The 23,132-nt window shown below is 62.3% G+C and carries 21 protein-coding genes; 1 reads left to right on the forward strand and 20 read right to left on the reverse strand.

Features of this window, described 5'->3' with window-relative positions:
- Positions 1 to 75: 75 nt before the first annotated feature.
- The 10 genes from hflX to ndk all read right to left on the reverse strand — a co-directional run bounded on the left by hflX (position 76) and on the right by ndk (position 10,870).
- The gene (gene hflX, locus J2X56_RS06530) at positions 76 to 1,200 is read right to left on the reverse strand and encodes a GTPase HflX (protein ID WP_121041887.1); all 1,125 of its coding nucleotides are present in this window, start codon (positions 1,198 to 1,200) and stop codon (positions 76 to 78) included.
- A 39-nt stretch (positions 1,201 to 1,239) separates the two neighbouring features.
- Entirely contained in the window at positions 1,240 to 1,479 is a 240-nt protein-coding gene (gene hfq / locus J2X56_RS06535; protein ID WP_006463311.1) for an RNA chaperone Hfq, read from the reverse strand.
- A 139-nt stretch (positions 1,480 to 1,618) separates the two neighbouring features.
- Complete coding sequence (der, locus tag J2X56_RS06540) at positions 1,619 to 2,962, reverse strand: ribosome biogenesis GTPase Der (RefSeq protein WP_121041889.1); 1,344 nt, start codon at positions 2,960 to 2,962, stop codon at positions 1,619 to 1,621.
- Between the two features lie 26 nt (positions 2,963 to 2,988).
- Entirely contained in the window at positions 2,989 to 4,188 is a 1,200-nt protein-coding gene (gene bamB, locus J2X56_RS06545; RefSeq protein ID WP_134135984.1) for an outer membrane protein assembly factor BamB, read from the reverse strand.
- Between the two features lie 140 nt (positions 4,189 to 4,328).
- Positions 4,329 to 4,973 (reverse strand): tetratricopeptide repeat protein, encoded by a 645-nt coding sequence (locus J2X56_RS06550; protein ID WP_121041891.1) that lies wholly within the window; start codon positions 4,971 to 4,973, stop codon positions 4,329 to 4,331.
- A gap of 45 nt (positions 4,974 to 5,018) precedes the next feature.
- The gene (gene hisS / locus J2X56_RS06555; protein ID WP_039785359.1) at positions 5,019 to 6,374 is read right to left on the reverse strand and encodes a histidine--tRNA ligase; all 1,356 of its coding nucleotides are present in this window, start codon (positions 6,372 to 6,374) and stop codon (positions 5,019 to 5,021) included.
- A 130-nt stretch (positions 6,375 to 6,504) separates the two neighbouring features.
- Positions 6,505 to 7,767, reverse strand: coding sequence for a flavodoxin-dependent (E)-4-hydroxy-3-methylbut-2-enyl-diphosphate synthase (ispG, locus tag J2X56_RS06560; RefSeq protein WP_134135986.1), 1,263 nt, complete (start codon positions 7,765 to 7,767; stop codon positions 6,505 to 6,507).
- A gap of 13 nt (positions 7,768 to 7,780) precedes the next feature.
- Positions 7,781 to 8,875, reverse strand: a complete 1,095-nt coding sequence (locus tag J2X56_RS06565; RefSeq protein WP_134135988.1) for a helix-turn-helix domain-containing protein — start codon at positions 8,873 to 8,875, stop codon at positions 7,781 to 7,783.
- A gap of 300 nt (positions 8,876 to 9,175) precedes the next feature.
- A complete protein-coding gene (gene rlmN / locus J2X56_RS06570) occupies positions 9,176 to 10,348 on the reverse strand; it encodes a 23S rRNA (adenine(2503)-C(2))-methyltransferase RlmN (RefSeq protein WP_121041897.1) in 1,173 nt (390 codons plus the stop codon).
- A gap of 96 nt (positions 10,349 to 10,444) precedes the next feature.
- On the reverse strand, positions 10,445 to 10,870 hold the full coding sequence (ndk, locus tag J2X56_RS06575) for a nucleoside-diphosphate kinase (protein ID WP_034333977.1): 426 nt from the start codon (positions 10,868 to 10,870) through the stop codon (positions 10,445 to 10,447).
- 268 nt (positions 10,871 to 11,138) lie between these two features.
- Between ndk and J2X56_RS06580 the strand changes: the two genes are divergently transcribed.
- Positions 11,139 to 11,828, forward strand: a complete 690-nt coding sequence (locus J2X56_RS06580) for a Bax inhibitor-1/YccA family protein (protein ID WP_039785351.1) — start codon at positions 11,139 to 11,141, stop codon at positions 11,826 to 11,828.
- A gap of 75 nt (positions 11,829 to 11,903) precedes the next feature.
- Here J2X56_RS06580 and rlmD read toward each other — a convergent pair whose 3' ends face one another.
- The 10 genes from rlmD to zapE form a co-directional block, all read right to left on the reverse strand.
- Positions 11,904 to 13,265: a 23S rRNA (uracil(1939)-C(5))-methyltransferase RlmD gene (gene rlmD, locus J2X56_RS06585; protein ID WP_204726645.1), complete on the reverse strand. Its 1,362-nt coding sequence runs from the start codon at positions 13,263 to 13,265 to the stop codon at positions 11,904 to 11,906.
- Positions 13,266 to 13,406: 141 nt separating this feature from the next.
- The gene (gene rpoS, locus J2X56_RS06590) at positions 13,407 to 14,420 is read right to left on the reverse strand and encodes an RNA polymerase sigma factor RpoS (RefSeq protein WP_039785345.1); all 1,014 of its coding nucleotides are present in this window, start codon (positions 14,418 to 14,420) and stop codon (positions 13,407 to 13,409) included.
- Between the two features lie 3 nt (positions 14,421 to 14,423).
- Complete coding sequence (locus J2X56_RS06595) at positions 14,424 to 15,407, reverse strand: peptidoglycan DD-metalloendopeptidase family protein (RefSeq protein WP_121041901.1); 984 nt, start codon at positions 15,405 to 15,407, stop codon at positions 14,424 to 14,426.
- A 221-nt stretch (positions 15,408 to 15,628) separates the two neighbouring features.
- Entirely contained in the window at positions 15,629 to 16,594 is a 966-nt protein-coding gene (locus tag J2X56_RS06600) for a protein-L-isoaspartate(D-aspartate) O-methyltransferase (RefSeq protein ID WP_034333980.1), read from the reverse strand.
- Positions 16,591 to 17,328 (reverse strand): 5'/3'-nucleotidase SurE, encoded by a 738-nt coding sequence (gene surE / locus J2X56_RS06605; protein ID WP_134135992.1) that lies wholly within the window; start codon positions 17,326 to 17,328, stop codon positions 16,591 to 16,593. Before surE ends, J2X56_RS06600 begins: the two co-directional genes overlap by 4 nt.
- 72 nt (positions 17,329 to 17,400) lie before the next feature.
- Positions 17,401 to 18,348 carry a flagellar brake protein gene (locus J2X56_RS06610; RefSeq protein ID WP_121041907.1) on the reverse strand — a complete coding sequence of 316 codons (948 nt, stop codon included), beginning with the start codon at positions 18,346 to 18,348 and terminating at the stop codon, positions 17,401 to 17,403.
- 1 nt (position 18,349) lies between these two features.
- A complete protein-coding gene (locus J2X56_RS06615; RefSeq protein WP_227022672.1) occupies positions 18,350 to 20,563 on the reverse strand; it encodes an ATP-dependent DNA helicase in 2,214 nt (737 codons plus the stop codon).
- A 150-nt stretch (positions 20,564 to 20,713) separates the two neighbouring features.
- Positions 20,714 to 20,920, reverse strand: a complete 207-nt coding sequence (locus tag J2X56_RS06620) for a YdcH family protein (RefSeq protein ID WP_006463294.1) — start codon at positions 20,918 to 20,920, stop codon at positions 20,714 to 20,716.
- Between the two features lie 101 nt (positions 20,921 to 21,021).
- Entirely contained in the window at positions 21,022 to 21,969 is a 948-nt protein-coding gene (locus J2X56_RS06625) for a hypothetical protein (protein ID WP_134135994.1), read from the reverse strand.
- Positions 21,970 to 21,980: 11 nt separating this feature from the next.
- Positions 21,981 to 23,078 carry a cell division protein ZapE gene (gene zapE, locus J2X56_RS06630; protein ID WP_121041911.1) on the reverse strand — a complete coding sequence of 366 codons (1,098 nt, stop codon included), beginning with the start codon at positions 23,076 to 23,078 and terminating at the stop codon, positions 21,981 to 21,983.
- Positions 23,079 to 23,132: the final 54 nt, after the last annotated feature.

A 23,132-nucleotide genomic window follows, 5' to 3' on the forward strand; every position in this document is an offset into this window, starting at 1 on the left:
GCTGAAGTGATGGATTAAGAGAATCTAGGAGGAATGCGCGCCAGGAACGTGCAACGAACCGTCCCCTCGAACGGCTCAAGCGTGCATGTCTTCGGAATCGACTGGCTGGGAACGGCTGCGACCCCTGGCCTCCAAGGCGGCCTTGAGCGAAGCGGCGATCGCTTCGCGCAGCAGATCCAGGCCAGCACCAGACTTGGCACTGACGAAAACCCGCTGGATTTTACCATACTCGTCATACTCGACCGTCGGTTCCAGACCGGCGGCGTCGATCTTGTTCCAGACCAGGATCTGCGGCACGTGGTCGGCACCGATTTCCTTCAAGACCAGGTTGACCTGCTCGATCTGTTCCATGCGCACCGGGCTGGCAGCATCCACCACATGCAGCAGCAAGTCGGCGTGGATGGTCTCTTCCAGGGTGGCCCGGAATGCCTCGACCAGCTGGTGAGGCAGTTCGCGGATGAAACCCACGGTGTCCGAGATCACCACATGCCCGACCTCGCCCAGGTAGACGCGACGGGAAGTCGTGTCCAGTGTGGCGAAAAGCTGGTTGGCGGCATACACGCCGGCCTTGGCCAGCGAGTTGAAGATGGTCGACTTGCCGGCGTTGGTATAACCCACCAGCGAGACCGAGAAGGTTTCACTGCGTCCGCGCGCTCGGCGCTGCGTGGCGTGTTGCCGGCGCAGCTTGGCCAGCACCGCACGCAGCGCCTTGACGCGCTCGCCCAGCAGGCGGCGGTCGGTTTCCAGCTGGGTTTCACCGGGACCGCGCAGGCCGATACCGCCCTTCTGCCGCTCCAGGTGGGTCCAACCGCGAATGAGGCGGGTCGCCAGGTGCTGCAGCTGGGCCAGTTCGACCTGCACCTTGCCCTCGTGACTCTTGGCCCGTTGGGCGAAGATGTCGAGGATCAGGCTGGTACGGTCGAGCACACGCACCTTCAGCACCCGCTCCAGGTTACGTTGCTGGGCCGGTGAAAGAGCGTGATTGAAAATGACCAGTTCGAGCTGGAGGTCGGCGACGGCGTCAGCGACTTCTTGTGCCTTGCCGGTACCAACGAAGAGAGCGGCATCCGGACTGGCACGGCGGCCGGTGATGGTAATCACCGGTTCCGCACCAGCCGATTTTGCCAAGAGGAAGAGCTCATCCAGACTAGCGGCGAAATCGTTCTTGCCGAAGTCCAGGCCGACTAACGCGGCACGCATGTCAAAATGCCCACGGCGTCAAGCCGGCCAGGTAGACCATTATTCGTCGGACGAGGATTCGAGACTGAGGTTGACCGCACGTGCAGGCACGACGGTAGAGATGGCGTGTTTGTAAACCATTTGCGTAACGGTGTTGCGCAGCAGGACCACGTATTGATCGAAAGACTCCACATGGCCTTGCAGCTTGATGCCGTTGACCAGATAGATAGAGACGGGAACGTGCTCTTTTCTCAATGCGTTCAGGAATGGGTCTTGTAACAATTGCCCTTTGTTGCTCATGGCAGCTCCACGGTGTTGTTGTGATTAGGACTTGGAGGCACTTCAAGGAAAATCAAGTGCTTGACCAACTTTATGCTATTCAATTTAAACGATTTTCGCTCCAACGCCAAAAACATTGATCGAATAGCAGGATTTACGATTATTTTTCCTGCCGGATGAAAGGATTCTTGCCCGACTTGAACTCGATACGCAGTGGAGTGCCCACCAGGGAGAAAGTTTCCCTGAAGTGCTTTTCCAGATAACGTTTGTAGTTGTCGTCGATGGCTTCCAGTGCATTGCCGTGGATCACCACCACCGGCGGATTCTGGCCACCTTGGTGAGCATAACGCAGCTTGGGGCGGATCGAACCCTTGCGGCGCGGCTGCTGGTGCTCCAGCGCCTCTTCCAGTGCGCGCGTGAGGCGCGGGGTGCTCAGCTTGGCCATGGCGGCAGCATAGGCCGAGTCGATGGACTTCATCAGCGGACCGATGCCGGTCGACTTCAGGGCAGAGATGAAGTGGAACTTGGCGAAGGAAAGGAAATTCAGTTTGCGCTCCAGATCCATCTTGATCTGGTTGCGCTGGTCGCTTTCCATGCCATCCCATTTGTTCACACCGACCACCAGTGCCCTGCCCGACTCCAGCACGAACCCGGCGATGTGGGCATCCTGCTCGGAAATATCCTGCTGCGCGTCCAGCAGCAGCAGCACGACGTTGGCGTCCGAAATCGATTTCAGGGTCTTGACCACGGAAAACTTCTCGATGGCCTCGAAGACCTTGCCACGGCGGCGGATACCGGCGGTGTCGATCAGGGTGTAATGACGCCCTTCGCGTTCGAAGGGAATCTCGATGGAATCACGGGTCGTGCCCGGCATGTCGAAGGCGATCACGCGCTCTTCGCCCAGCAGGGTATTGACCAAAGTCGACTTGCCCACGTTGGGACGGCCGACGATGGCGATCTTGGTACCGCGCACGGCCGGTTCCTCGGCTTCGGGCTCCTGGGCGCGCTGGGCGTCGACCTGATCCAGGGCTTCTTCCACCAGGTCGGCCACGCCATCACCGTGGGCAGCGGAAATCACGTAAGGATCGCCCATACCCAGCTCATAGAAGTCGGCGGTGACCGAGGTGTACTTCATGCCTTCGGACTTGTTGACCACCAGCAGCACGGAACGGCCGCACTTGCGCAGGAAGTCGGTGATGGTCTTGTCGTGCGGCGTCAATCCCTGGCGGCCGTCGACGATGAACACCACGATGTCGGCCTCGACCACCGCCTGCTTGGTCTGCTTGGCCATCTCATACATGATCCCGTCCTTGGCGACGGGTTCGAAGCCACCGGTATCGATCACCAGGAACGGACGTTCGCCGACCCGGCCTTCGCCGTAGTGACGATCGCGCGTCAGGCCGGGCAGGTCCGCCACCAGCGCATCGCGGCTGCGGGTGAGCCTGTTGAACAACGTCGATTTGCCGACGTTGGGACGGCCTACAAGTGCAATTACCGGTTTCATTTCTTTTCTTGGGGGTCGTTCGTCACTTATTCAGCGACGACGGAGACCACGGTTCCTGATTTGGTTTGGAAAACGACAGACGAGCCGGTCGAAACCGGAGGCGCCTGGACAGCACTGCCGTCGGTAGCCAGACGGGCCACGAAGGCACCATCTTCCCGCGACAGGAAGTGAATATAACCCTGGAAGTCAGCCACCGCCACCGCCTTGCCCACTGCGATCGGGCTGGACAGCTGGCGATTCTTCAGGCGGTCGTTGCGCCAGATGACGGCACCGGTATCGCGTGCGAACTCGGTGACGGCACCATTGACATCGGCCGCATAGACGTAGGCGTCATCCAGATTGACGCCGACATCGCTGGAAAACTCCTTGATCCAGCGCACATTGCCGTTGAGCAAATCGAAGCAACCGATACGCCCCTGGTACGACACCGCACAGATATCACGCGAACCCAGCGCCGGCACGCCCGACACGTCGGAGATGCGTTCCAGTTCGGTGGTACCGCGCGGATCGCCCACCGGCACTTCCCAGCGCGGACCGCCGTTGTTCAGTGCCAGGGCCGACAGACGGCCACCCGGCAGGGCCACGAAGGCGGTCTGCGAACCGATCACGATGCCCGGCGCGTTGCGCAGGGTCAGCGACGGCACGTTGCGCTGGACCATCCAGCGCTGGCTGCCATTGTCGGCATCATACGCGGTCACGCGGTTGTCGATGCTGCGAATGACTACCAGGCCCTCGCCCACGGCCGGAGCCGACAGAACTTCGCTGGGTGCCTGAGCGCTCCAGGTCGGCTTGCCGGAGGCGGCATCGAAGGCCTGGATACGGCCCTTCTCGGCCACCACCACCACGGTGCTGCCATCGCTGCCGACACCAGCCGTCAGGTTGCCTTCGGCACGGCTGCGCCATAGGGTCTGGCCATTCTGGGCGTTGATGCGCACCACGGTGCCATCATTGGCGGCGGCAAACACGCTGCCCGCAGCGAAAGCCGGGCTGAACTGGTAGCTGCCGGCCTTGCCGACCGACACCGTCCAGGCAGCCTGGGCACGCATCTTCTGGGTGAATTCGACCAGCGGGGCCGGCGGATTCGGATCTTTCTTGCTGGAGAACAGCGAGCAGCCGGACAAGGCCACCACGGCGGCCATGGCGGCCACATTCAGCGCCAGCTTGCAGGCGCTACGGGATCGAGCAAAGGATGTTGCCTTGGCAGCAGTGGCTGTCACACTACGCATATTCTGTTTCCTCTAAGCGATGGATGGATTCGCGGTGGGATTGCGATTCAATTCGGGGTTGCATCTGCAACCCGCCAGACCACCGGTGCGCCACAGCGAACCGGGACCCGGAGCATTCTTCAGTGGCGCGAGCGCCGGCCTCAGGCCTTGGGCGCTTCGCCGCCGATGGCGTCGAGCTTGATCTGGATCAGCTGGCGGCCCGGATCCTTGGCGTCGCTCTTTTCCAGCGCCAGCTTGTAGGCGGTGCGGGCTTCGTCGCGCTTGCCCTGGGCAGCCAGCACATCGCCCTTGCGGTCGGCAATGGCACCGGCGAACTGGGCGGGATAGTCACCCGACAAGACCTTCAGCGCCTCGTCATACGCCTTGGCATCGAGCAGCACGCCCGCAAGGCGCACGGCAGCGATGGCCTTGTATTCCTTGCCACGGCCGTGGTCGATCACCCATTGCAGCTGCTTCTTGGCCGCTTCCAGGTCATTGGCATCGAAGGCCGACTTGGCTGCCACCAGGGCGCTCATCTCGGCATAGGCGGTGCCGCTGAACTTGTCCTGAATGTCGGCGGCGGCGCGTTGCACCTTGGCATTGTCCTTGGCCGCCAGCGACTTCTGCTGTTCTTCGTAGAGCACCGAGGCTTGCGCCGACTGGCGGCCCTGCCAGGTGTTCCAGCCGGTCCAGCCGGCGTAGGCGGCCAGCGCGATGATCAGGGCCCAGGTCACCAGGTTGCCGTATTTCGCCCACCAGGCCTTGATGGAATCAAGCTGTTCTTGTTCTTCGAGATCGTATGCCATGTAACTCTGCGTTTAGATAAGTTGACGGTCGAGGTGGACGGGTCTTCAGGGGTGATAGTGCACGTGGTCGTGATCATGGTCGTGATCGCCGACGATCTGTTCCACGATGTAGTCGACCACGCCGTCGAAGGCCATGTTGCTCTGGTTGGCACGCCCTTCCTCGGCATTGCCTTCGCGCATGTGCTTGACGGTGGCAGTCCCGGCCTTGAGCTCGTCTTCACCGATGATCACGGCAAAGGCAGCACCGCTGGCGTCGGCGCGCTTCATCTGCGCCTTGAACGAACCACCACCATTGGACGATGCGCAATGTAGCACAACATCGAGCCCGGCAGTCCGCAAACGTTCAGCCAGAACGAAAGATTGCAACTGTGCTTCTTCGCCTTGATGGACCAGATAGACGTCGCACTGGTTCGGCGCGTACTGCTCGCCATTGGCCTTCATCAGCTCCAGCAGGCGCTCCACGCCCATGGCGAAGCCGCAGGCCGGGGTCGGCTTGCCGCCGAACATTTCGATCAGCGGATCGTAGCGACCACCGCCGCAGACCGTGCCCTGCGAGCCCAGCTGGTCGGTGACCCACTCGAACACGGTACGGTTGTAGTAGTCCATGCCGCGCACCAGGCGCGGGTTGATGGTGAAGGGAATATTGTTGTGGCGCAGGATCTTCTGCACGCCCTCGAAGTGCGCGCGCGATTCTTCACCCAGGTAATCCAGCAGCTTGGGGGCGGCGTTCACCATCTCCTGCATGGCAGGATTCTTCGTATCCAGGATGCGCAGCGGGTTGGCGTGCAGGCGGCGCTGGGCGTCGGTGTCCAGCAGGTCCTTGTGCTGTTCGAAGTAGGCAATCAGGTCGGCACGGTGCTTGTTGCGCTCTTCGGCGTTGCCGATGGAGTTCAGTTCCAGGCGGATGTCGGACAGGCCCAGGTCATCCCACAGGCGCTGGCACATCATGATCAGTTCGGCATCAATGTCCGGGCCGCTGAAACCCACGGCTTCGGCGCCGACCTGATGGAACTGGCGATAACGGCCGCGCTGCGGACGCTCATGGCGGAACATGGGGCCGACATACCACAGGCGCTTGGGACCGTCATAGGTCAGGTTGTGTTCCAGGGCAGCACGCACTACGCCGGCGGTGTTTTCCGGGCGCAAAGTCAGGTTGTCGCCGTTCATGGAATCGGTGAAGGAATACATTTCCTTCTCGACGATGTCGGTCACCTCGCCCAGGCCGCGCGCGAACAGCGCGGTCGGCTCGACGATGGGGGTGCGGATCTGCTGGAAACCGTAGCTCTTGAGTACCGATTGCACGGTGTTCTCGAACAGCTCCCACAACGGGGCGTCCGCCGGCAGGATGTCATTCATGCCTTTGACGCCAACGATTTTTTCGACTTTCTTTTGTTCTGACATACCGAAACCCGGAGTTTTTACTTTTTACTTCATTTCTGGAAACTGGTATCTGACGCATCTTTCGTGCGACGCACCAGCGCAAGTGTACTGCATGGCCCGCAACGCCCTATGGTGGCAGGCTCCACGGTGGTCAGGAATGGCTGCCCTGACCGTAATGCGATTCGACATATTCCAGCACCACGTTCTGGAATTCCTCGGCGATGCGTTCGCCGCGCAGGGTCATCTTCTTTTCGCCATCGATGAACACCGGTGCCGCCGGCGACTCGCCGGTGCCCGGCAGGCTGATGCCGATGTTGGCGTGCTTGGATTCACCGGGACCATTGACGATGCAGCCCATGACGGCCACGTTCATGGCTTCCACGCCGGGATACTTGCCCTTCCAGACCGGCATCTGCTCGCGCAGGAAGGTCTGGATCTTGTCGGCCAGGTCCTGGAACACGGTCGAGGTGGTGCGGCCACAACCCGGGCAGGCGATCACCATCGGGGTGAACTTGCGCAAGCCCATGGTCTGCAGGATTTCCTGGCCGACCACCACTTCCTTGGTCCGGTCGCCGCCCGGCTCGGGGGTCAGCGAGATGCGGATGGTGTCGCCGATGCCTTCCTGCAGCAGCACCGACAGCGCCGCCGTGGAGGCCACGATGCCCTTGCTGCCCATGCCGGCCTCGGTCAGACCCAGGTGCAGGGGGTAGTCGCAGCGGCGCGCCAGCTCACGATAAACCGCGATCAGATCCTGCACGCCGGAAACTTTGCAGGACAGGATGATCTTGTCACCCGACATGCCCAGCTCCTCGGCGCGCTGGGCGTTTTCGATGGCCGAAGTGACCAAGGCTTCATACATCACCGCCTGGGCCGACCACGGCTCGGCACGACCAGCGTTTTCGTCCATGATGCGCGCCAGCAGCGCCTGGTCAAGGCTGCCCCAGTTCACGCCGATGCGCACCGGCTTGTCGTACTTGCAGGCCACTTCGATCATCTGTGCGAACTGGGTATCGCGCTTGGCGCCCTTGCCCACGTTGCCGGGATTGATACGGTATTTGGAGAGCGCCTGGGCGCACTCCGGATAGTCGGTCAGCAGGGTGTGGCCGTTGTAGTGGAAATCGCCCACCAGCGGCACATCCACGCCCATGCGGTCGAGCTGCTCGCGAATGGCCGGCACGGCTGCGGCGGCCTCGGGCGTATTGACGGTCAGGCGCACGATCTCGGAGCCGGCCCGGGCCAGTTCCTTGATCTGGATGGCCGTCCCGATGGCATCCGCAGTGTCGGTGTTGGTCATGGATTGCACCATGACCGGGGCACCACCACCCACGATGATCTCGCGCGCCCCATGGCTGATGACCACGCGGCGGCTGTTGCGGCGGGCCAGCGGCCCGGAGGCGATCGGGAAGGAAGACATGATGGCAGTCGACTCAGTTCAGGTTCAGGCGTGCAACATTGCTGCCGCCCGGGGTTTTCAGGTCCAGCGGCTGGCCGCGCAGGCTGGCGTCGACGCCTGCGGCGTTGCCGATGATCAGGGTCGTGGCGTCCGAGACATCAAAGGTCTCGGTGGTGCCGGCCTTGAGCAGGCGCGAAATCACGGTGCTCTTGTCGGCACGCCGGATTTCCACCCAGGAATCCTCGCGGAAGGTCAGGCGCAGCAAATCCTTGCTGTTGACGATGTTCAGGCCACTGGGGACAGTGGTCGAGGCCATCTGGGCGGGCGCAGCCGATGCGGCAGACGCAGCCGCCGGGGCCGGCGTGGATGCCGGCTGGCTGGCTGCCGGCGTGGCAGCCTGAACCGGTTCCGGCTTGGCCGCCACCGGGGCCTGAGCTAGCGGTGCGGGTGCCTCCGCAACGGGAGCAGCAGGCTTGGCGGGCTCCTCGGCGGGTGCGGACGTGATTGTTTCAACGCGGGCATTCACCGGTGTCTCGGTGGAAGAAGCGGTCTCGGCCGACTGCACATTCTGCGCATCCGGAGAAGTGCCCGACGCTGCTGCTGCCTCCTCGTGATGCGATTTGAGGAAGGCCAACTGCGGCACATTGGCACCGAGTTCAGTCCAGCGCATGGCTGCCGCGCCTGCCAACAGGGCGACCACCACCACACCGGCGACGATGGGCAAGGCCGAGCTGTTGCCGCGCGTGCTCATCATCATGGCCGGCAGCGGACCTTCCGAGAACGGCGTGGAGAGCTGGTGCTGCGGCACGATGTGGTCGCGCTGCTGCACGGCCGACTCCTGCGGCAAGGAAGCCGTCACGGCATTCACATCCAGCCCCAGCACCTTGGCATAGCTGCGCACGAAACCGCGCGCGACGGCCAGGCCAGGCAAGGCTGCGTAGTTATCCGCTTCGATCGCCAGAATCTGGCGCGGGGCCAGCTTCACCAGGCTGGCTGCCTGCTCGATGGTCCAGCCCTTCTTCTGACGCGCTGCCGCCAGCGCGGCGCCGGGCAAGACCTGGGCCGGGGACGATGGACCAGGATCTTGCGGTTGCTGCGACGACATTTCGTTCATTTGTTGATCACTCATCAAATGCTCCACATGGAAAAGCTTTTTTTAGCCGGCCCTGGCCGGATTCTTCTGGAGCGTCCCTGCGCGGCACCTGCCGCGTCCCTCCGGGGAAATTCGACAACTTCAGCCCATCCTGAACCATAACGGCAGAATGGACGATCATTTCAGCAAAAACACAAAAAGGACGTGCGATGCCTGCGCCCCAGCGCAACATCGACGCCCCCGTTACCCATTCTGTAAAAAGCGGCAGCTGATCCCTCGCCGTGGCGGCGAAGGCTGGTACCGCAGGACCAGCAAGGACATGGGACCACCCTGCCGTCACCCGGAGATCTCCACGATGCGGCCAAAGTCCTTGCCGAACTTGGCCTGGTATTCGGCCATTTTCTGCATCCGTTCCTGCACCCGCGTACGATCCTTCACTTCGCCGGCCAGCTGGCCGCAGGCGGCATCGATGTCGTCGCCACGGGTCTTGCGGATGGTGGTCACGATGCCAGCATCCATCAGGATCTGCGCAAACGCCTTGATGCGCGGATTGTGCGAGCGCTTCAAGCCCGACTCGGGGAAGGGATTGAAGGGAATCAGGTTGAACTTGCAGGGGATGGCGGTCTCGCCTTCCTTCACCAGCGCGACCAGTTCGCGCGCATGGGTGTCGGTGTCGTTGACGCCATCGAGCATGCAGTACTCGAAGGTGATGAAGTCGCGCGGCGCGAATTCCAGATAGCGCTTGCAGGCCAGCATCAGCTCGCGCAGCGGGTGCTTGCGGTTCAGCGGAATGAGGGAATCGCGCAGCACATCGTTGGACGCGTGCAGCGAGACAGCCAGCGCCACCGGGCACTCCTGCGACAGCTTGTCGATCATCGGCACCACGCCGCTGGTGGAGAGCGTGACGCGGCGGCGCGACAGGCCATAGGCATTGTCGTCCAGCATCAGGCGCAAGGCGGTCACGGTCGGCTCAAAGTTGAGCAGCGGCTCGCCCATGCCCATCATCACCACGTTGGTGATCTGGCGCTCGCCCTTGGGGCCGCCTTCGATACCCTTGGTCTTGCGCAATTCGAATTCCGCCATCCACAGCTGGCCGATGATTTCGGCCACGGTCAGATTGCGGTTGAAGCCCTGCTTGCCGGTGGAGCAGAAGCGGCAATTCACGGCACAGCCCGCCTGCGTCGAAACGCACAGCGTGCCGCGGTTTTCTTCAGGAATGAACACGGTTTCCACCGCATTGCCCTGGCCCACGTCGACCAGCCACTTGCGTGTGCCGTCGGTGGAGGTATGGTCGCTGATGATGGCCGGCGCACGGACTTCGGCGCGGGTCTTCAGCTTGTCGCGCAGCGATTTGGCCAGGTCGGTCATCTGATCGAAATCAGACACGCCGAACTGGTGTATCCATCGCTGCAACTGCTTTGCACGAAACGGCTTCTCACCCAACTCGCCGCAGTAGGCGACGAGTTGCGCGGGATCCATATCCAGCAGATTGGTGAGAGCTGTAGTCATGATGCTTGCGGTCGGGACCAAGGCAGAAAGACGCGGCAGGGATTGCAGCGCCGGTTTCCGCCCCAGCCCGGAAGACCGATGAAAAACAGGAACAGATTAACGCGAATAAACGTTCAGTGCCGGGAAGAAGTAGGCGATTTCGCCCTTGGCGGTTTCTTCAGCGTCCGAACCGTGCACGGCGTTGGCATCGATGGAGTCGGCGAAGTCGGCGCGGATGGTGCCCTTCTCAGCCTTCTTCGGATCGGTTGCGCCCATCAGGTCGCGGTTCTTCAGGATGGCGCCTTCGCCTTCCAGCACCTGGATCATCACCGGGCCGGAGATCATGAAGTCCACCAGATCCTTGAAGAAAGGACGCTCACGGTGCACAGCGTAGAAACCTTCGGCTTCAGCGCGCGACAGTTGGGCCATGCGAGCAGCGACGACCTTCAGGCCGGCGTTTTCGAAACGGCTGTAGATCTGGCCGATCACGTTCTTGGCGACGGCGTCGGGCTTGATAATCGACAGGGTGCGTTCAATTGCCATGAGAAAAACTCCAATAAAAATAAAGGCTTAAAGCCAATAATTGTTAATTCAATGAACCTTGTATTTTAGCATGAAACCATCAGATATCATGTCAATTCACCTGCTTTGACACCGCATACGGGCAGTAGCGCATTGAAACCAGCCAGGATGCGCGGAATAACGGGCTTACATAAAATGCCTGCATCTCGAACCAGAGCGAGGGAAGACTTGTCTTAGCAGTGAGCCATCGTGCTATTCTCTGGCTCGCATTCAACGCTTCGGAGGACATATGAATCAACTGGACACGACCTTCGGCCACTCGACCACGAGCCTGGCCACCCGCAACCGCGTTCTGCGCAACACCTACTGGCTGCTGGCGCTGTCGATGATCCCGACCGTGCTGGGCGCCTGGCTGGGCGTGCAGATGCATTTCAGCCTGTTTGCCGCCAGCCCGATGATCGGCTTCGTGCTGTTCCTGGCGATCGCCTTCGGCTTCTTCTACGCGATCGAGAAGACCAAGAATACCGGCTGGGGTGTAGCTTTCCTGCTGGGCTTCACCTTCTTCATGGGCCTGATGCTGTCGCGCCTGATCGAGTACACGCTGGGCTTCTCCAACGGCGCCGGACTGATCATGACGGCCTTTGGCGGCACCGCCATCATCTTCTGCGGCATGGCCACCATCGCCACCGTCTCGAAGCGTGACTTCTCGGGCATGGGCAAGTGGCTCTTCGCAGGCGTGCTGGTGATCCTGGTGGCTTCGCTGGCCAACATCTTCCTGCACCTGCCGGCGCTGCAACTGACCATCTCGGTGGTGGCCATCGCCATCTTCTCGGCTTACATCCTGTATGACGTGCAACAGGTGGTCAACGGCGGCGAAACCAACTACATTTCGGCCACGCTGGCGATCTACCTGGACGTCTACAACGTCTTTGCCAACCTGCTGTCCATCCTGGGCATCGTTGGCGGCAACCGAGACTGATCTCGCGAATATTGCTTCAAATGAAATAAAAATGCCGGCGCAAGCCGGCATTTTTTTCGTCTGCTGCCCTCGCCCTCACTCGGGCAGATCGAACACGGCGATGGATTCCACGTGGGCCGTATGCGGGAACATGTTCACTACGCCAGCATACTTGAGTGCATAACCACCCAGATGGACCAGCATGCCTGCATCGCGCGCCAACGTCGCCGGATTGCAGGATACGTAGACGATACGCTTGGGCTTCAGGTGCTGCTGTTCCGGCGGCAATTCCACGAGGGCCTTGCAGACTTCCATGGCACCTTCGCGCGGCGGGTCGATCAGCATGCGATCGAACTTGCCCAGCGCCACGAAATCCTCCGGCTTGGCTTCGAACAGGTTGCGACAATAGAAACTGGTCTTGGCATCGACGCCATTGACCTTGGCATTGTCCAGTGCGCGCTCGGTCAGGGCCGTGCTGCCTTCGATCCCGACCACTTCGCGTGCCAAGGTAGCGATGGGCAGCGTGAAGTTACCCAAGCCGCAAAACAGGTCAGCCACGCGATCCTGCGGCTGCACATCCAGCAGGCGCAGCGCACGGGCCACCAGAACGCGGTTGATCTGGTGATTCACCTGGGTAAAATCGGTCGGCTTGAACGGCATGCGGATACCGAATTCAGGCAAGGTGTACTGCAGGCGCGATTCGGCGGGATAGTATGGCGCTGCCGTATCCGGCCCCTTGGTCTGCAGCCACCATTCGATCTTGTGCTCGTCGGCAAAGGTCTTGAGCAGGGTTTCATCGGCCGGGCTCAGCGCCTCCATGATGCGCAACACCAGTACGGTAACCTTGTTGCCATCGTCGCCCTCACCTACGGCCAGCTCGATCTGCGGCATGCGATCACGAATCGACAGCGCTGCCACCAGTTCACGCAGCGGCACCAGCATGGCCGACACATTGGGCGGCAGGATTTCACAAGTCTTCATATCGGCGATGAAGGACGAGCGCTTTTCATGGAAGCCCACCAGCACCCCACCCTTCTTGGCCACGTGGCGCACCGAGATGCGGGCGCGATAGCGATAACCCCAGGTGGGACCATAGATGGGACGCAGCATGACCTCGGCCTTGGTCTTGCCCAGGTGCCAGAGGTTGTCTTCCAGCACGCGCTGCTTCATGGCGACCTGGGCCGACGGCTCCAGATGCTGCATGGCACAGCCGCCGCAGGTGCCGAAATATTCACACCTGGGCTTCACCCGCAGCGAGGACTCGCTATGCAGCGTGGTCATCACGCCCGCTTCCCACTTGGGTTTCTTGCGATAGGACTGGAAACTGACCCGCTCGCCCGGCAGCGCGCCTTCGACGAAGATGACCTTGCCTTGCGTGCCATCCTCGTTTTGGAGATGACCAACGCCGCGCCCGTCCATGTCGAGCGACTTGATTTCAATGATGATGTCTTGTTGCATGAGGGAAACCACAGGGTAGGACCGAAGCCCGCTGCCGAAAACAAAAGCGGTATTGTCCGCGATCCGGGACCGCGAGGGAAGCAGCAAGCGCATCCGGACCGCGCCGGCCCGCGAAAACCACTGCAATTTAGAGGAAGCGCCCTAGAACAACGCGTCGCGGCTCACGCCGCGCGAGGTCAGCAGCCGCTTGAGCTTGACCAAAGCCTCCTGCTGCACCTGGCGCACACGCTCACGAGTGATGCCCATTTCGCCCGCCAGTTGCTCCAGCGTCGAGGGATCGTCGTTGTCCAGGCCGAAGCGGCGGGCCACCACGACACGTTGCTTTTCGGACAAGCTCTTGAGCCATTCCCGGATCAGCAAGGCCATTTCCTGGCTTTCGGCACGGGTGTCAGGATGCTCTTCAACGGCACTGGGCAAGAGATCCATCAGGCTGGCCTGCGGGTCGTTATCCAGCGGGGTGTCCAGCGAGGCTGCATGTTCGGACAGGGCCAGCACATCCTGCACCTCTTCCACCGGGCGGTCGACCAAGTGCGCGATGTCTTCGGCGCTGGCGTCTCTTCCGTCACGTTGCTGCGCTTCGAGGTGATATTTCGCGCGGAGAATCTGGTTCAGCTCGCGCACCATATGCACGGGAAGCCGCACGGTACGGGCCTGATTCATGATGGCGCGCTCGATGCTCTGGCGGATCCACCAGGTGGCGTAGGTGGAGAAGCGGAAACCGCGCTCAGGCTCGAACTTGTCGATGGCGCGCATCAGGCCGAGGTTGCCCTCTTCGATCAGGTCCAGCAGGGCCACGCCCCGGTTGATGTAGTGCTTGGCGATTGACACCACTAGCCGCAGGTTGTGCTCGATCATCTTCTGGCGCGCCTCGAATTCGCCGGCCTTGGCCTGGGTGGCGAAATGCAGCTCTTCGGCCGCCGTCAACAGCGGCTTGGCACCGATCTTGTTGAGGTAATGCTGGGTGGTGTCGGTGGAGAGTTCGGCGGCGAGCACCTTCTTGAGCTCGTCCACGCCTTCGGCCGGGGCAGCCTCCTGGGGCTGCTCGGCAGCATCGCCGTCAATCACTTCCGGTTCATCGATCTCCTCGATGGGATCGTCCATATCCTCTTCACGAGGGTCCTGGTCTGGCAAGTGATCGCGGCGATTGCTTGTCATACGCTAGCGTGGCGGTAAGTATTTTGAAGGATCAACAGGTTTACCCTGCTGGCGGATCTCGAAATGCAGTTTGACGCTGTCGCTGTCGGACTTGCCCATTTCAGCGATCTTCTGTCCCTTGGTCACCGCCTGGCCTTCCTTGACCAGGATGGTCTTGTTGTGGGCATAGGCCGACAACAAGTTGTTGGTGTGCTTGATGATCACCAGGTTGCCATAGCCACGAATGCCGCTGCCGGCATACATGACCTTGCCACCGGCTGCTGCCAGCACGGCCTGGCCATCCTTGCCTGCAATGTCCACACCCTTCTTGCCGCCTTCGAAGGTGCCGACCACCTTGCCATCGGCCGGCCACATCCAGGTCACGCCTTCATCATCGCTGGCGACCGGCGCCTGGCTGGCTGCCGCCGGCTTGTCCGCTGCATGCGGCACTTCCGGCTTGGCGACCGCCGCAGGGGCTGCAGCAGGTGCGGCTGCCGGTGCAGCATCAGGCTTTTCCAGTTCAGCCAGGGCGCTTTCCGAGTAGGCGCGCTTGTCACCGCGCGGACCAGTCTTGTTGCTGCCCGAGGCCATCGGTGCTGCAGCCGGTGCGGCGGCGCCTGGGGCACCCAGCGGCTTCACATCCAGGCCTGCGCCCGGCGCGGCAGCCACGGTCGCCGTCTGGGCCGGACCGGCACGATCGGGCGGCGCCACGCGCAGCACCTGGTCGACCTTGATGTCGTTCGGGTTGGTCAGATTGTTCCAGGCGACGATGTCGCGCCAGTTCTGCCCGACGTCCAGGGCGATGCGATACAGGGTATCGCCCTTCTTGACCGTGTAATAGCCACGTCCCGACGGGGCCGGCACCACCGGAGCGGCAGCAGCATCGGCCGGCTTGGCGGTGCTCGACGTGCGCTCGACGACGGGCGCCGGCTGCTGATTCGGTGTCGAGCCGCAGGCGGCCAGCAAACTGACGACACTGCCCAATACAGCCAAACGAATTTTCTTCATGCTCTTACGTTAGATTTTGTACGACGCTAGTTGACACGCAGCCAGCGCCAGAAGTTCATCAGGGAAATGCGGCCCCCTCGCCTGCCCATCCGCTCTTTTCATCGACCCGCGGCTTGGATGCTTGTGCTTGTTGCCGCCCGTTCCCTGTTCGATGATGCGTGGCGGACCTGATATCCGCCGGTTTTGCTCATTGCGTCCTGCTCATGCCGGGCTTTTCCGACCTACACCGTTCCCGGCCGCAGCGGCACGAAATGGCACTGTTCCAGGGTGGTACGGCGCCAGTCGCGCTGGCCGACACGTTCAATCAGTTCCAGCACCTGCTGGCGTTCGCCCACGGGCGCTACCAGCCTGCCGCCAATGGCGAGCTGTTCCAACAGGGCCTGCGGCACTTCGAGACCTGCCGCCGCGAGGATGATGCCATCAAACGGCGCAACTTGCGGCAGGCCAAGCATACCATCTCCGTAATGCAAGCGGATGTTCGCCACGCGCAAGGGACGCAGATTGGTCTTGGCCAGTTCATGCAAGGGCTTGATGCGCTCGATGGAATACACCTCGCCGGCTACCCGTGACAGCACGGCGGCCTGGTAGCCGCAGCCGGTACCGATCTCCAATACCCGGTCCAGGCGGCCGCCATGGCGATTCTGGCGCATCAGTTCGATCATGCGCGCCACGATGTAGGGCTGCGAAATGGTCTGGTGATGGCCGATCGGCAGCGACGCATCGATATAGGCCTGGCTGGCCAGGCCGGGTTCCACGAACATGTGGCGCGGCACTGCCTCCAGCGCGGCCAGCACCTTGGCATCGGCCACACCCTGCTTGGCCACGCGCGCCACCATGGCCTTGCGCACCGCTTCCGAGGCCAGCGGCGAGGCATGATGGGAAGCATTAGTCTGGGTCACCGTCATGACGTTCCTGACGGCCGTGCGCGGCACCGGCGCGGCGCTCAGCAGCGGCTGGGCCGGCGCTAGCGGCGCGCGCGGTGGTGCCGGCGGCGGACGCAGCGCCTGGGCCAGGCCCTGCTGCACCGGCTTCAAGGCCGCACGCTGCGATGACTGAGCGGCATTCTTGGCCGCCGTCTGGGTCGTGGCCTGAGGCCGGCCAGCCGCATCCCGCCCGGCGTTGGCGGTCTTTTTCTTGTCGACCACCGAGGACAGGCTCAGCGGAAAGCGGCTGGGCTTGTCGCTCATGCAAGCGCTTTCTTGAGATTGTCCAGTTGCGCGGTGTGCGTCAGGTCGATCTGCAGCGGCGTGATGGAGACGTAGCCATTGGCCGTCGCATGGAAATCGGTGCCCTCGCCACCATCCTTGGCGGCCCCGGCCGGGCCGATCCAGTACAGGTCCCGACCATGCGGGTCAGTCAGCTTGTGCACCGGCTCGGACATGTGGCGTTTGCCCAGCCGGGTTGCCACGCAGCCCTTGATCTGCGCATACGGCAGGTTGGGAATGTTGACGTTGAGCAGGTAAGGCTTGGGCAGGCTGTCGAAGCGGCGCTCAACGATCTCGCGGGCGATGCGTGCGGCCGACTCCAGGTCGCCCCAGCCCTTGTGCAGTTGCGAAAACGCAATGGAAGGAATGCCGAACAGAAAACCCTCGGTCGCCGCCGCCACCGTGCCGGAATAGAGCGTATCGTCGCCCATGTTCTGGCCCTGGTTGATACCGGAGACGATCAGGTCAGGACGCTCCTTGAGCAAGCCGGTCAGCGCCACGTGGACACAGTCCGAAGGCGTGCCATTGAGATAGTAGAAGCCGTTGGCGGCCTGCTCCACCCACAGCGGGCGATCCAGCGTCAGGGAATTGGAGCTGCCCGAGCGATTGCTGTCGGGGGCCACCACGGTGATGTCGGCGATCGGTGCGAGGGCTTCGGCCAGGGCATTGATGCCGGGTGCCAGGTAGCCGTCGTCGTTGCTGATGAGGATTTTCATGGGCTGAATTTTAACCGAAGCCGAGCTTTGGACAGCCCCTCCTCCTGACATTCTCCTGCCCTGTTGCGTCGTCTATTCCTGCAGCGTCAGTTCCTGATAGACATAGGCTGACAGCACCAGTTTGTCGCGCACCGTCAGTTGCGCAAATTCCACCCCGTACTGATGGAAATCGGCCTCCCCCAAAGACTCCACCGTCCGCAGGACCACCGGCAGTTCCAGCGGCAACTGCTGGTCCGCCACCGAGGCCACGAAACGCAGCTGGCCCGTCACGCCCTTCTTTGCAGCCACCTTGCCGGAAAGCGAGGTCGCCACCAGCGAAGCCCCAGCCAAACTGAGGTCGATCACGCTGGCGGCCAGCGGCTGGCTGCCATCCACCGCGAGATAGCCTTCCGCCCCGACAGGCACGCGGGTGGCCTGGCGGATAACGGTGGAACGTACCTCCTTGGGCAGGGAGACATGAAGGTAAACGAAAGGAGTTTGCTGGTACTTCAGCAGTTGCGCCGCAAAAGCATAGGCGCGGCGACCGGTCAGGGCGCGCACCACGAAGCCCTGGCCTTCTCGCACGAAGAGCTGCTTGCCCTCCTTTTGTGGCGCTGTCACCAGGATACTGCGGTTGGGCAAGCAGCCCACCAATGACACCGCATAGCGCTGCGCGGCATCGTCGGCAAATTGCAGCCACAAGGTATCGCCGATCTGCCAGCGCACCTCGTCAAGCGTGATCACGGTTTCCTGGCCGCGCACTGCCGCAGAGGGCTTCAAAGGTTTTTTGCCACCCTGCTTCTTGCGCAAGACGTCGCGTGCCTGCGGCAACGGTACGGATTCGGTATCCGGCTCGGCAATCCAGTTGGCATTGCGGTAGAGACCGTTTTCGATCAGCCCGGCCAGTTGATCCGGTGTATCGATCAAGGTACCGCGTGCCAGCAGGAGCTTGCCGGCATCGTTGTAGATCGGCCAGGGCGCGGGGCGGCCCAGGGCGAGTTCGGAGGCGCGCACCGGCACCAGCGAGGTGTGATCTGCCATCTCAACCCTCCGCCGCAGCGTCCTCGCCGGCGGCGGCAGCGGCGCGGCGTGCATCCTGCTCGCGGAAGAAGGCTTGTACCACCTCCAGCTCGCGGGTGCGCTTGAAGGGCGGCAGGCTCTGCCAGATACGGCGACCGTAATTCTTGGTGATGATGCGCGGATCGCAGATCATCAGCACGCCGCGGTCGCCCTCGTCACGGATCAGGCGACCCGCACCCTGCTTCAGGTTGATGATGGCCGCCGGCAACTGGTGGTGCACGAAGCCGTTCAGGCCCTGCTTTTCCATTTCGCTGATACGGGCCGCCAGCACCGGATCATCCGGTGGCGAGAACGGCAGCTTGTCGATGATGACCAGGGACAGAGCGTCGCCACGCACATCCACGCCTTCCCAGAAGCTCTGGCTACCGATCAGCACGCCATTGCCCGCAGCGCGGAAACGGTCCAGCAACTCCGTACGTCCCGCCTCGCCCTGCACGAACAGCGGGAAATCATGGCCGCGCGCCTCGAACTCGGCGCGCAGCCGCTCCGCTGCACGATTGACTGCACGCAGCGTAGTGCACAGGAAGAAGCAGCGGCCGCCGGCGGCCTCGATGGTCGGCAGTGCGGCATCGATGACGGCATCGGTGTATTCAAACGAATTCGGCTGTGGCAGGTTCTGCGGTACGTACAGCAGCCCCTGCTCGGCATAATTGAAAGGGCTCGGCCACGATTGCGCCGGGGCATTCCACAGGCCCATCTGGGCTGCGTAGTGATTGAAATCCTTCTTCACTGCCAGCGTCGCCGACGTGAAGATCCATGAACGCGGCGTACCCTCGCGCTGCTTGTTGAAGATGGGCGCGATCGACAGCGGCGTGCGGTGCAGCTGCAGCGAGGACTGGAAGGCTTCCACCCAGAGCACGTAGAAGGGTTTCTGCGCGGGCGAATCTTCCTGCTCCTCACCCTCGCCTGCTCGCTTGTTGTCGGCGGGCTTGGCCGCTGCCTTGGCGGCGGCTTCGGCCTGGATCTTGGCCAGTTCGTCGGGCGTGCCCCAGTTTTCCAGCTGCCGCAGCAATTCATTGGCACGGTCGCGGCACTGCTCGATGGTCTCGGCACGTTCGGCCTGTTTTTCGAGCACGGCGATCATGTCGTCCATGCACTCCTTCAGCGTGTCGAGCGACGGGAAGAAGGCGCTGGAAGGCGCAATCTGGTTCAGTGCCAGGCGCACCGATTCTTCCGGGAAAGCCAGCCGCAGATCGCGCGCCGCACGTTCCACCGGTGCCACCAGACGCGCCCAGTCAGCACCGTCACGGGCATGCGACAGGCCTTCGGCCAGCACGTCGCGGCAGAGTTCGAGAATCTGCGAGGTGGAGATGGTCTCGCCAAAGAACAGCGTGGCCGTATCCGGCAACTGGTGCGCTTCGTCGAAGATGACGGTATTGGCCGAGGGCAGCAGTTCGGCGATGCCGGTGTCCTTCAGGGCCACATCAGCGAAGAACAGGTGGTGATTGACCACCACCACATCAGCCTGCTGCGCTTCCTTGCGCGCCTTCATGACGAAGCAATCCTGGTAGTACTGGCATTCAGCCCCGAAACAGGTATCGCGGGTGGAGGTCACCAGATTCCATACCGAAGCCGTCTCCGGCACCTTGGTCAGCTCGGCCTTGTCGCCGGAGGAAGTGGATTTGACGAAGCGCGAGATCTCGCGCAGGTAGCCCACATCCTCGCGCGCGGTCAGGCGGCCGTTCTGCAGGGTGCGCTCCAGGTGGAAGTGGCAGACATAATTGCTGCGCCCCTTGAGCAGCGCCACCGAGACGGGCGCATGCAAGGCCTTGCGCACGGTGGGGATATCACGATTGAAGAGCTGGTCCTGCAGCGTCTTGGTGCCGGTGGAGACGATGGTCTTGCCGCCCCACAGCAAGGCCGGGACGAGGTAGGCAAAGGTCTTGCCGGTACCGGTACCGGCCTCGGCGATCAGCGTACCCTGATTGGCGATGGCGTCAGCGATGGCCTTGGCCATCTCGGTCTGGGCATGACGCGGGCGATAGCTGCCAACGGCACCGCCCAAGGGACCGCCTTCACCGAACAGGCGCTCGACCTCGGCATCATGGAGACCTGGTTCTTCGGGGGCAGCGCCCTCCGTCCCGGCGGGAGCGGTGCGACTGTCGGCGTTGTGGGCGGGGGCTTCGGGAGCTGTCACTGCGGCAAACCTGTAGAAGAACACGTGTGGCGCAGGCATCGGCGATACCGGCGCATCTTGCACGTCATTGGGAACAAGGCGCTATTTTACGCGGAGTCGGCAGCACACCCCCGACTCGCATGAAGGACACAGGAACGTGGACCGCGGATTTCGAGAAGCTCGCCAGCAGGAGCAGGCGCGCAGCGGGGCTCAGGCGGGGATATCGGGGACCAGCTGCATCTTCAGCAGCGCAATGTGGTCCTTCAGTTGCAGCTTGCGCTTCTTGAGGCGGCGCAGTTGCAGGTCTTCCGAACGGGCATCGCGGATGAGCATGTCGATCACGCTATCGAGATCACGGTGCTCGACTTCGAGTTCGATGATGCGGCGCTGGATGTCTTCGCGATGCGTACTGGTCATGATGGCGGCTGGTTGCTGATGTGCTTGCTAGTGTAATGCACCCGCAGGCCCACGCCAAATCGGCATGGGCCTGCGGACGGAGGGGCCAGCGTCAAAACGCCTTACTTGGCGGCGGGCTGCTGCGATTGCTGCTGTGGCTGATCCTGCTGTTGCTGGTCCTGCTGTTGCTTCTGCTTGCGCTCGGCGCGTTCACGCTCGTTTTCGGCCTTCTTGCGCTCCACTTCCAGGCGGTGCTCCTCGGCTTCCTGAATGCGGCGCTGACGTTCGGCGGCGTTGGCGGCGCGCGACGGTGCGCGCGCGGCTTCCTCAGCCTGCTGGCGCTGGACTTCCGCCTCGTGCTGACGCACACGGTAATCGGCCGGCACGTTCTTGTTCTGGTCGATACGTTGCTGGACTTCGCTGTTCTTGGCGCGGCTTTCCTGCACCTTGCGGGCGGAATCGGCTTCCTTCTGCTTCTGGTCGGCCAGGCGGCGGGCGGAATCTTCCTCGTCCTTGGCGCGCTGCTCGGCCAGTGAACGATCACGGTCGTCCACGGTGGCCTGGCGTTGGAACACCTTGGCTTCGTATTCCACTGCCTTGATGCCCTTGTCGGTCAGGCGCTTGCGGTCGCGCGCGGCTTCCAGGCAGTCCGAGACCAGGAATTTGGGATAGCAGGCACGCTGATCAAGGATGTAGCGCAGTTCGGCCACCTGCCGGTCTTCGGCGGCTTCGTCCAGCGCCTTTTGTGCCGTTTCGTCGGACTTGATGGAGCCGGCAGGATAACGCTGCGCAATCGGCGCACGCGCTTCCAGTTCGTCGAAGCGTTCACGGCTCATGACGGGCGCGGGGGCAACAGGAGCAGCCTGTGGTGTCGCACCGGCATCGGCCGGGCTGACTTGTCCCTGGGCTTGCGCCTGGATCCGTCCCGGCTGTGCGCCGGACGTGGCGCTGGCCGATGCCTGCCCTTGCGCCATGCTGGCACCGGCGGCCAAGGCCAGCATCAGGCCGCACAGGGAAGAAGTGACGCCTTTGGCATCGGCAAAAAGACCTTGCATGGATTTCTTGTTCATCAGGTGGTTGTTCAGGAGAGGCTGTCGGCAATCGAGCGGCGATCCGCATCCAGGTATTCCTTCGACTGCATCTCAATGATACGTGAAACAGTACGGTGGAATTCGTTGGAAAGGGTACCGACGGTGTAAAGCTCGTCCGGCTCCACCGCGGCCGACATGATGAGCTTGACCTTGTGGTCATAGAAAACATCGATCAGCCAGGTGAAGCGGCGCGCTTCCGAAGACATGGCCGCGGACATGCGCGGAATGCCAGACAGGATCACGGTCTGGAACCGGCTGGCCAGTTCCAGGTAGTCATTCTGCGATCGCGGGCCTCCGCACAGCGTAGCGAAGTCGAACCAGATCGCACTGCCCGCACGGCGCAGGGCGCGGATCTCGCGGGCCTCGATGTGGACGCGCGGATCTTCATCAGCCGCCTCGGCCACGGAGGCGAAGGCGGTGCGCAATTCTTCATCGGTCTTGGCGTTGAGGGGCGTGTGGTACACCTTCACCTGCTCCAGCACCCGCTTGCGGTAGTCGATGCCGGCATCGATGTTCATGACGTCCAGTTTTTCCTTCAGCAGTGCGATGGTCGGCAACATGCGGTCGCGGTGCAGGCCGTCCGGATAGAGCGTGCTCGGCTCATAGTTGGAGGTCATCACGAAGGACACGCCGTGATCGAACAGCCCCTTCAGGAGGTTGTAGAGGATCATCGCATCGGCGATGTCGGAGACGTGGAATTCGTCGAAACAGATCAGGCGGTACTTCTTGGCGATGCGCTTGGCGACTTCATCGAGGGGGTCGGAAATTCCCTTCAGTTCATCAAGCTGGCGATGCACATCGCGCATGAATTCGTGGAAGTGCAGGCGCGTCTTGCGCACCACCGGCACCACGGAATAGAAGCTGTCCATTAGGAAGGATTTGCCGCGCCCTACCCCGCCCCACATGTAGACGCCGCGCGGCACGGCCGGGCGGCTGATCAGGCGCTTGAAGGTGGAGGCGCGCTGGGCCTTGTAGGCGACCCATTCCTCATAGGCGCGCTGCAGGCGCTCGATGGCACGCAGCTGCGCTTCATCAGGTTGATAACCGCGCTGGGACAGCGACTGTTCGTAGAATTGACGGACATCCATGGTGTGGTCTTGTAAAACGACAATGGGCGAGCCAGGCTCGCCCATTGGGTTGGC

The sequence above is a fragment of the Herbaspirillum sp. 1173 genome, assembly GCF_031455335.1.
GTDB lineage: Bacteria > Pseudomonadota > Gammaproteobacteria > Burkholderiales > Burkholderiaceae_D > Herbaspirillum > Herbaspirillum huttiense.

What these genes read in the sequence shown, in the direction of transcription:
- hflX (WP_121041887.1), bottom strand. Translation starts at nt 1,200, where the DNA reads ATGCGTGCCGCGTTAGTCGGCCTGGACTTCGGCAAGAACGATTTCGCC.
- hfq (WP_006463311.1), bottom strand. Translation starts at nt 1,479, where the DNA reads ATGAGCAACAAAGGGCAATTGTTACAAGACCCATTCCTGAACGCATTG.
- der (WP_121041889.1), bottom strand. Translation starts at nt 2,962, where the DNA reads ATGAAACCGGTAATTGCACTTGTAGGCCGTCCCAACGTCGGCAAATCG.
- bamB (WP_134135984.1), bottom strand. Translation starts at nt 4,188, where the DNA reads ATGCGTAGTGTGACAGCCACTGCTGCCAAGGCAACATCCTTTGCTCGA.
- J2X56_RS06550 (WP_121041891.1), bottom strand. Translation starts at nt 4,973, where the DNA reads ATGGCATACGATCTCGAAGAACAAGAACAGCTTGATTCCATCAAGGCC.
- hisS (WP_039785359.1), bottom strand. Translation starts at nt 6,374, where the DNA reads ATGTCAGAACAAAAGAAAGTCGAAAAAATCGTTGGCGTCAAAGGCATG.
- ispG (WP_134135986.1), bottom strand. Translation starts at nt 7,767, where the DNA reads ATGTCTTCCTTCCCGATCGCCTCCGGGCCGCTGGCCCGCCGCAACAGC.
- J2X56_RS06565 (WP_134135988.1), bottom strand. Translation starts at nt 8,875, where the DNA reads ATGAGTGATCAACAAATGAACGAAATGTCGTCGCAGCAACCGCAAGAT.
- rlmN (WP_121041897.1), bottom strand. Translation starts at nt 10,348, where the DNA reads ATGACTACAGCTCTCACCAATCTGCTGGATATGGATCCCGCGCAACTC.
- ndk (WP_034333977.1), bottom strand. Translation starts at nt 10,870, where the DNA reads ATGGCAATTGAACGCACCCTGTCGATTATCAAGCCCGACGCCGTCGCC.
- J2X56_RS06580 (WP_039785351.1), top strand. Translation starts at nt 11,139, where the DNA reads ATGAATCAACTGGACACGACCTTCGGCCACTCGACCACGAGCCTGGCC.
- rlmD (WP_204726645.1), bottom strand. Translation starts at nt 13,265, where the DNA reads ATGCAACAAGACATCATCATTGAAATCAAGTCGCTCGACATGGACGGG.
- rpoS (WP_039785345.1), bottom strand. Translation starts at nt 14,420, where the DNA reads ATGACAAGCAATCGCCGCGATCACTTGCCAGACCAGGACCCTCGTGAA.
- J2X56_RS06595 (WP_121041901.1), bottom strand. Translation starts at nt 15,407, where the DNA reads ATGAAGAAAATTCGTTTGGCTGTATTGGGCAGTGTCGTCAGTTTGCTG.
- J2X56_RS06600 (WP_034333980.1), bottom strand. Translation starts at nt 16,594, where the DNA reads ATGAGCGACAAGCCCAGCCGCTTTCCGCTGAGCCTGTCCTCGGTGGTC.
- surE (WP_134135992.1), bottom strand. Translation starts at nt 17,328, where the DNA reads ATGAAAATCCTCATCAGCAACGACGACGGCTACCTGGCACCCGGCATC.
- J2X56_RS06610 (WP_121041907.1), bottom strand. Translation starts at nt 18,348, where the DNA reads ATGGCAGATCACACCTCGCTGGTGCCGGTGCGCGCCTCCGAACTCGCC.
- J2X56_RS06615 (WP_227022672.1), bottom strand. Translation starts at nt 20,563, where the DNA reads ATGCCTGCGCCACACGTGTTCTTCTACAGGTTTGCCGCAGTGACAGCT.
- J2X56_RS06620 (WP_006463294.1), bottom strand. Translation starts at nt 20,920, where the DNA reads ATGACCAGTACGCATCGCGAAGACATCCAGCGCCGCATCATCGAACTC.
- J2X56_RS06625 (WP_134135994.1), bottom strand. Translation starts at nt 21,969, where the DNA reads ATGAACAAGAAATCCATGCAAGGTCTTTTTGCCGATGCCAAAGGCGTC.
- zapE (WP_121041911.1), bottom strand. Translation starts at nt 23,078, where the DNA reads ATGGATGTCCGTCAATTCTACGAACAGTCGCTGTCCCAGCGCGGTTAT.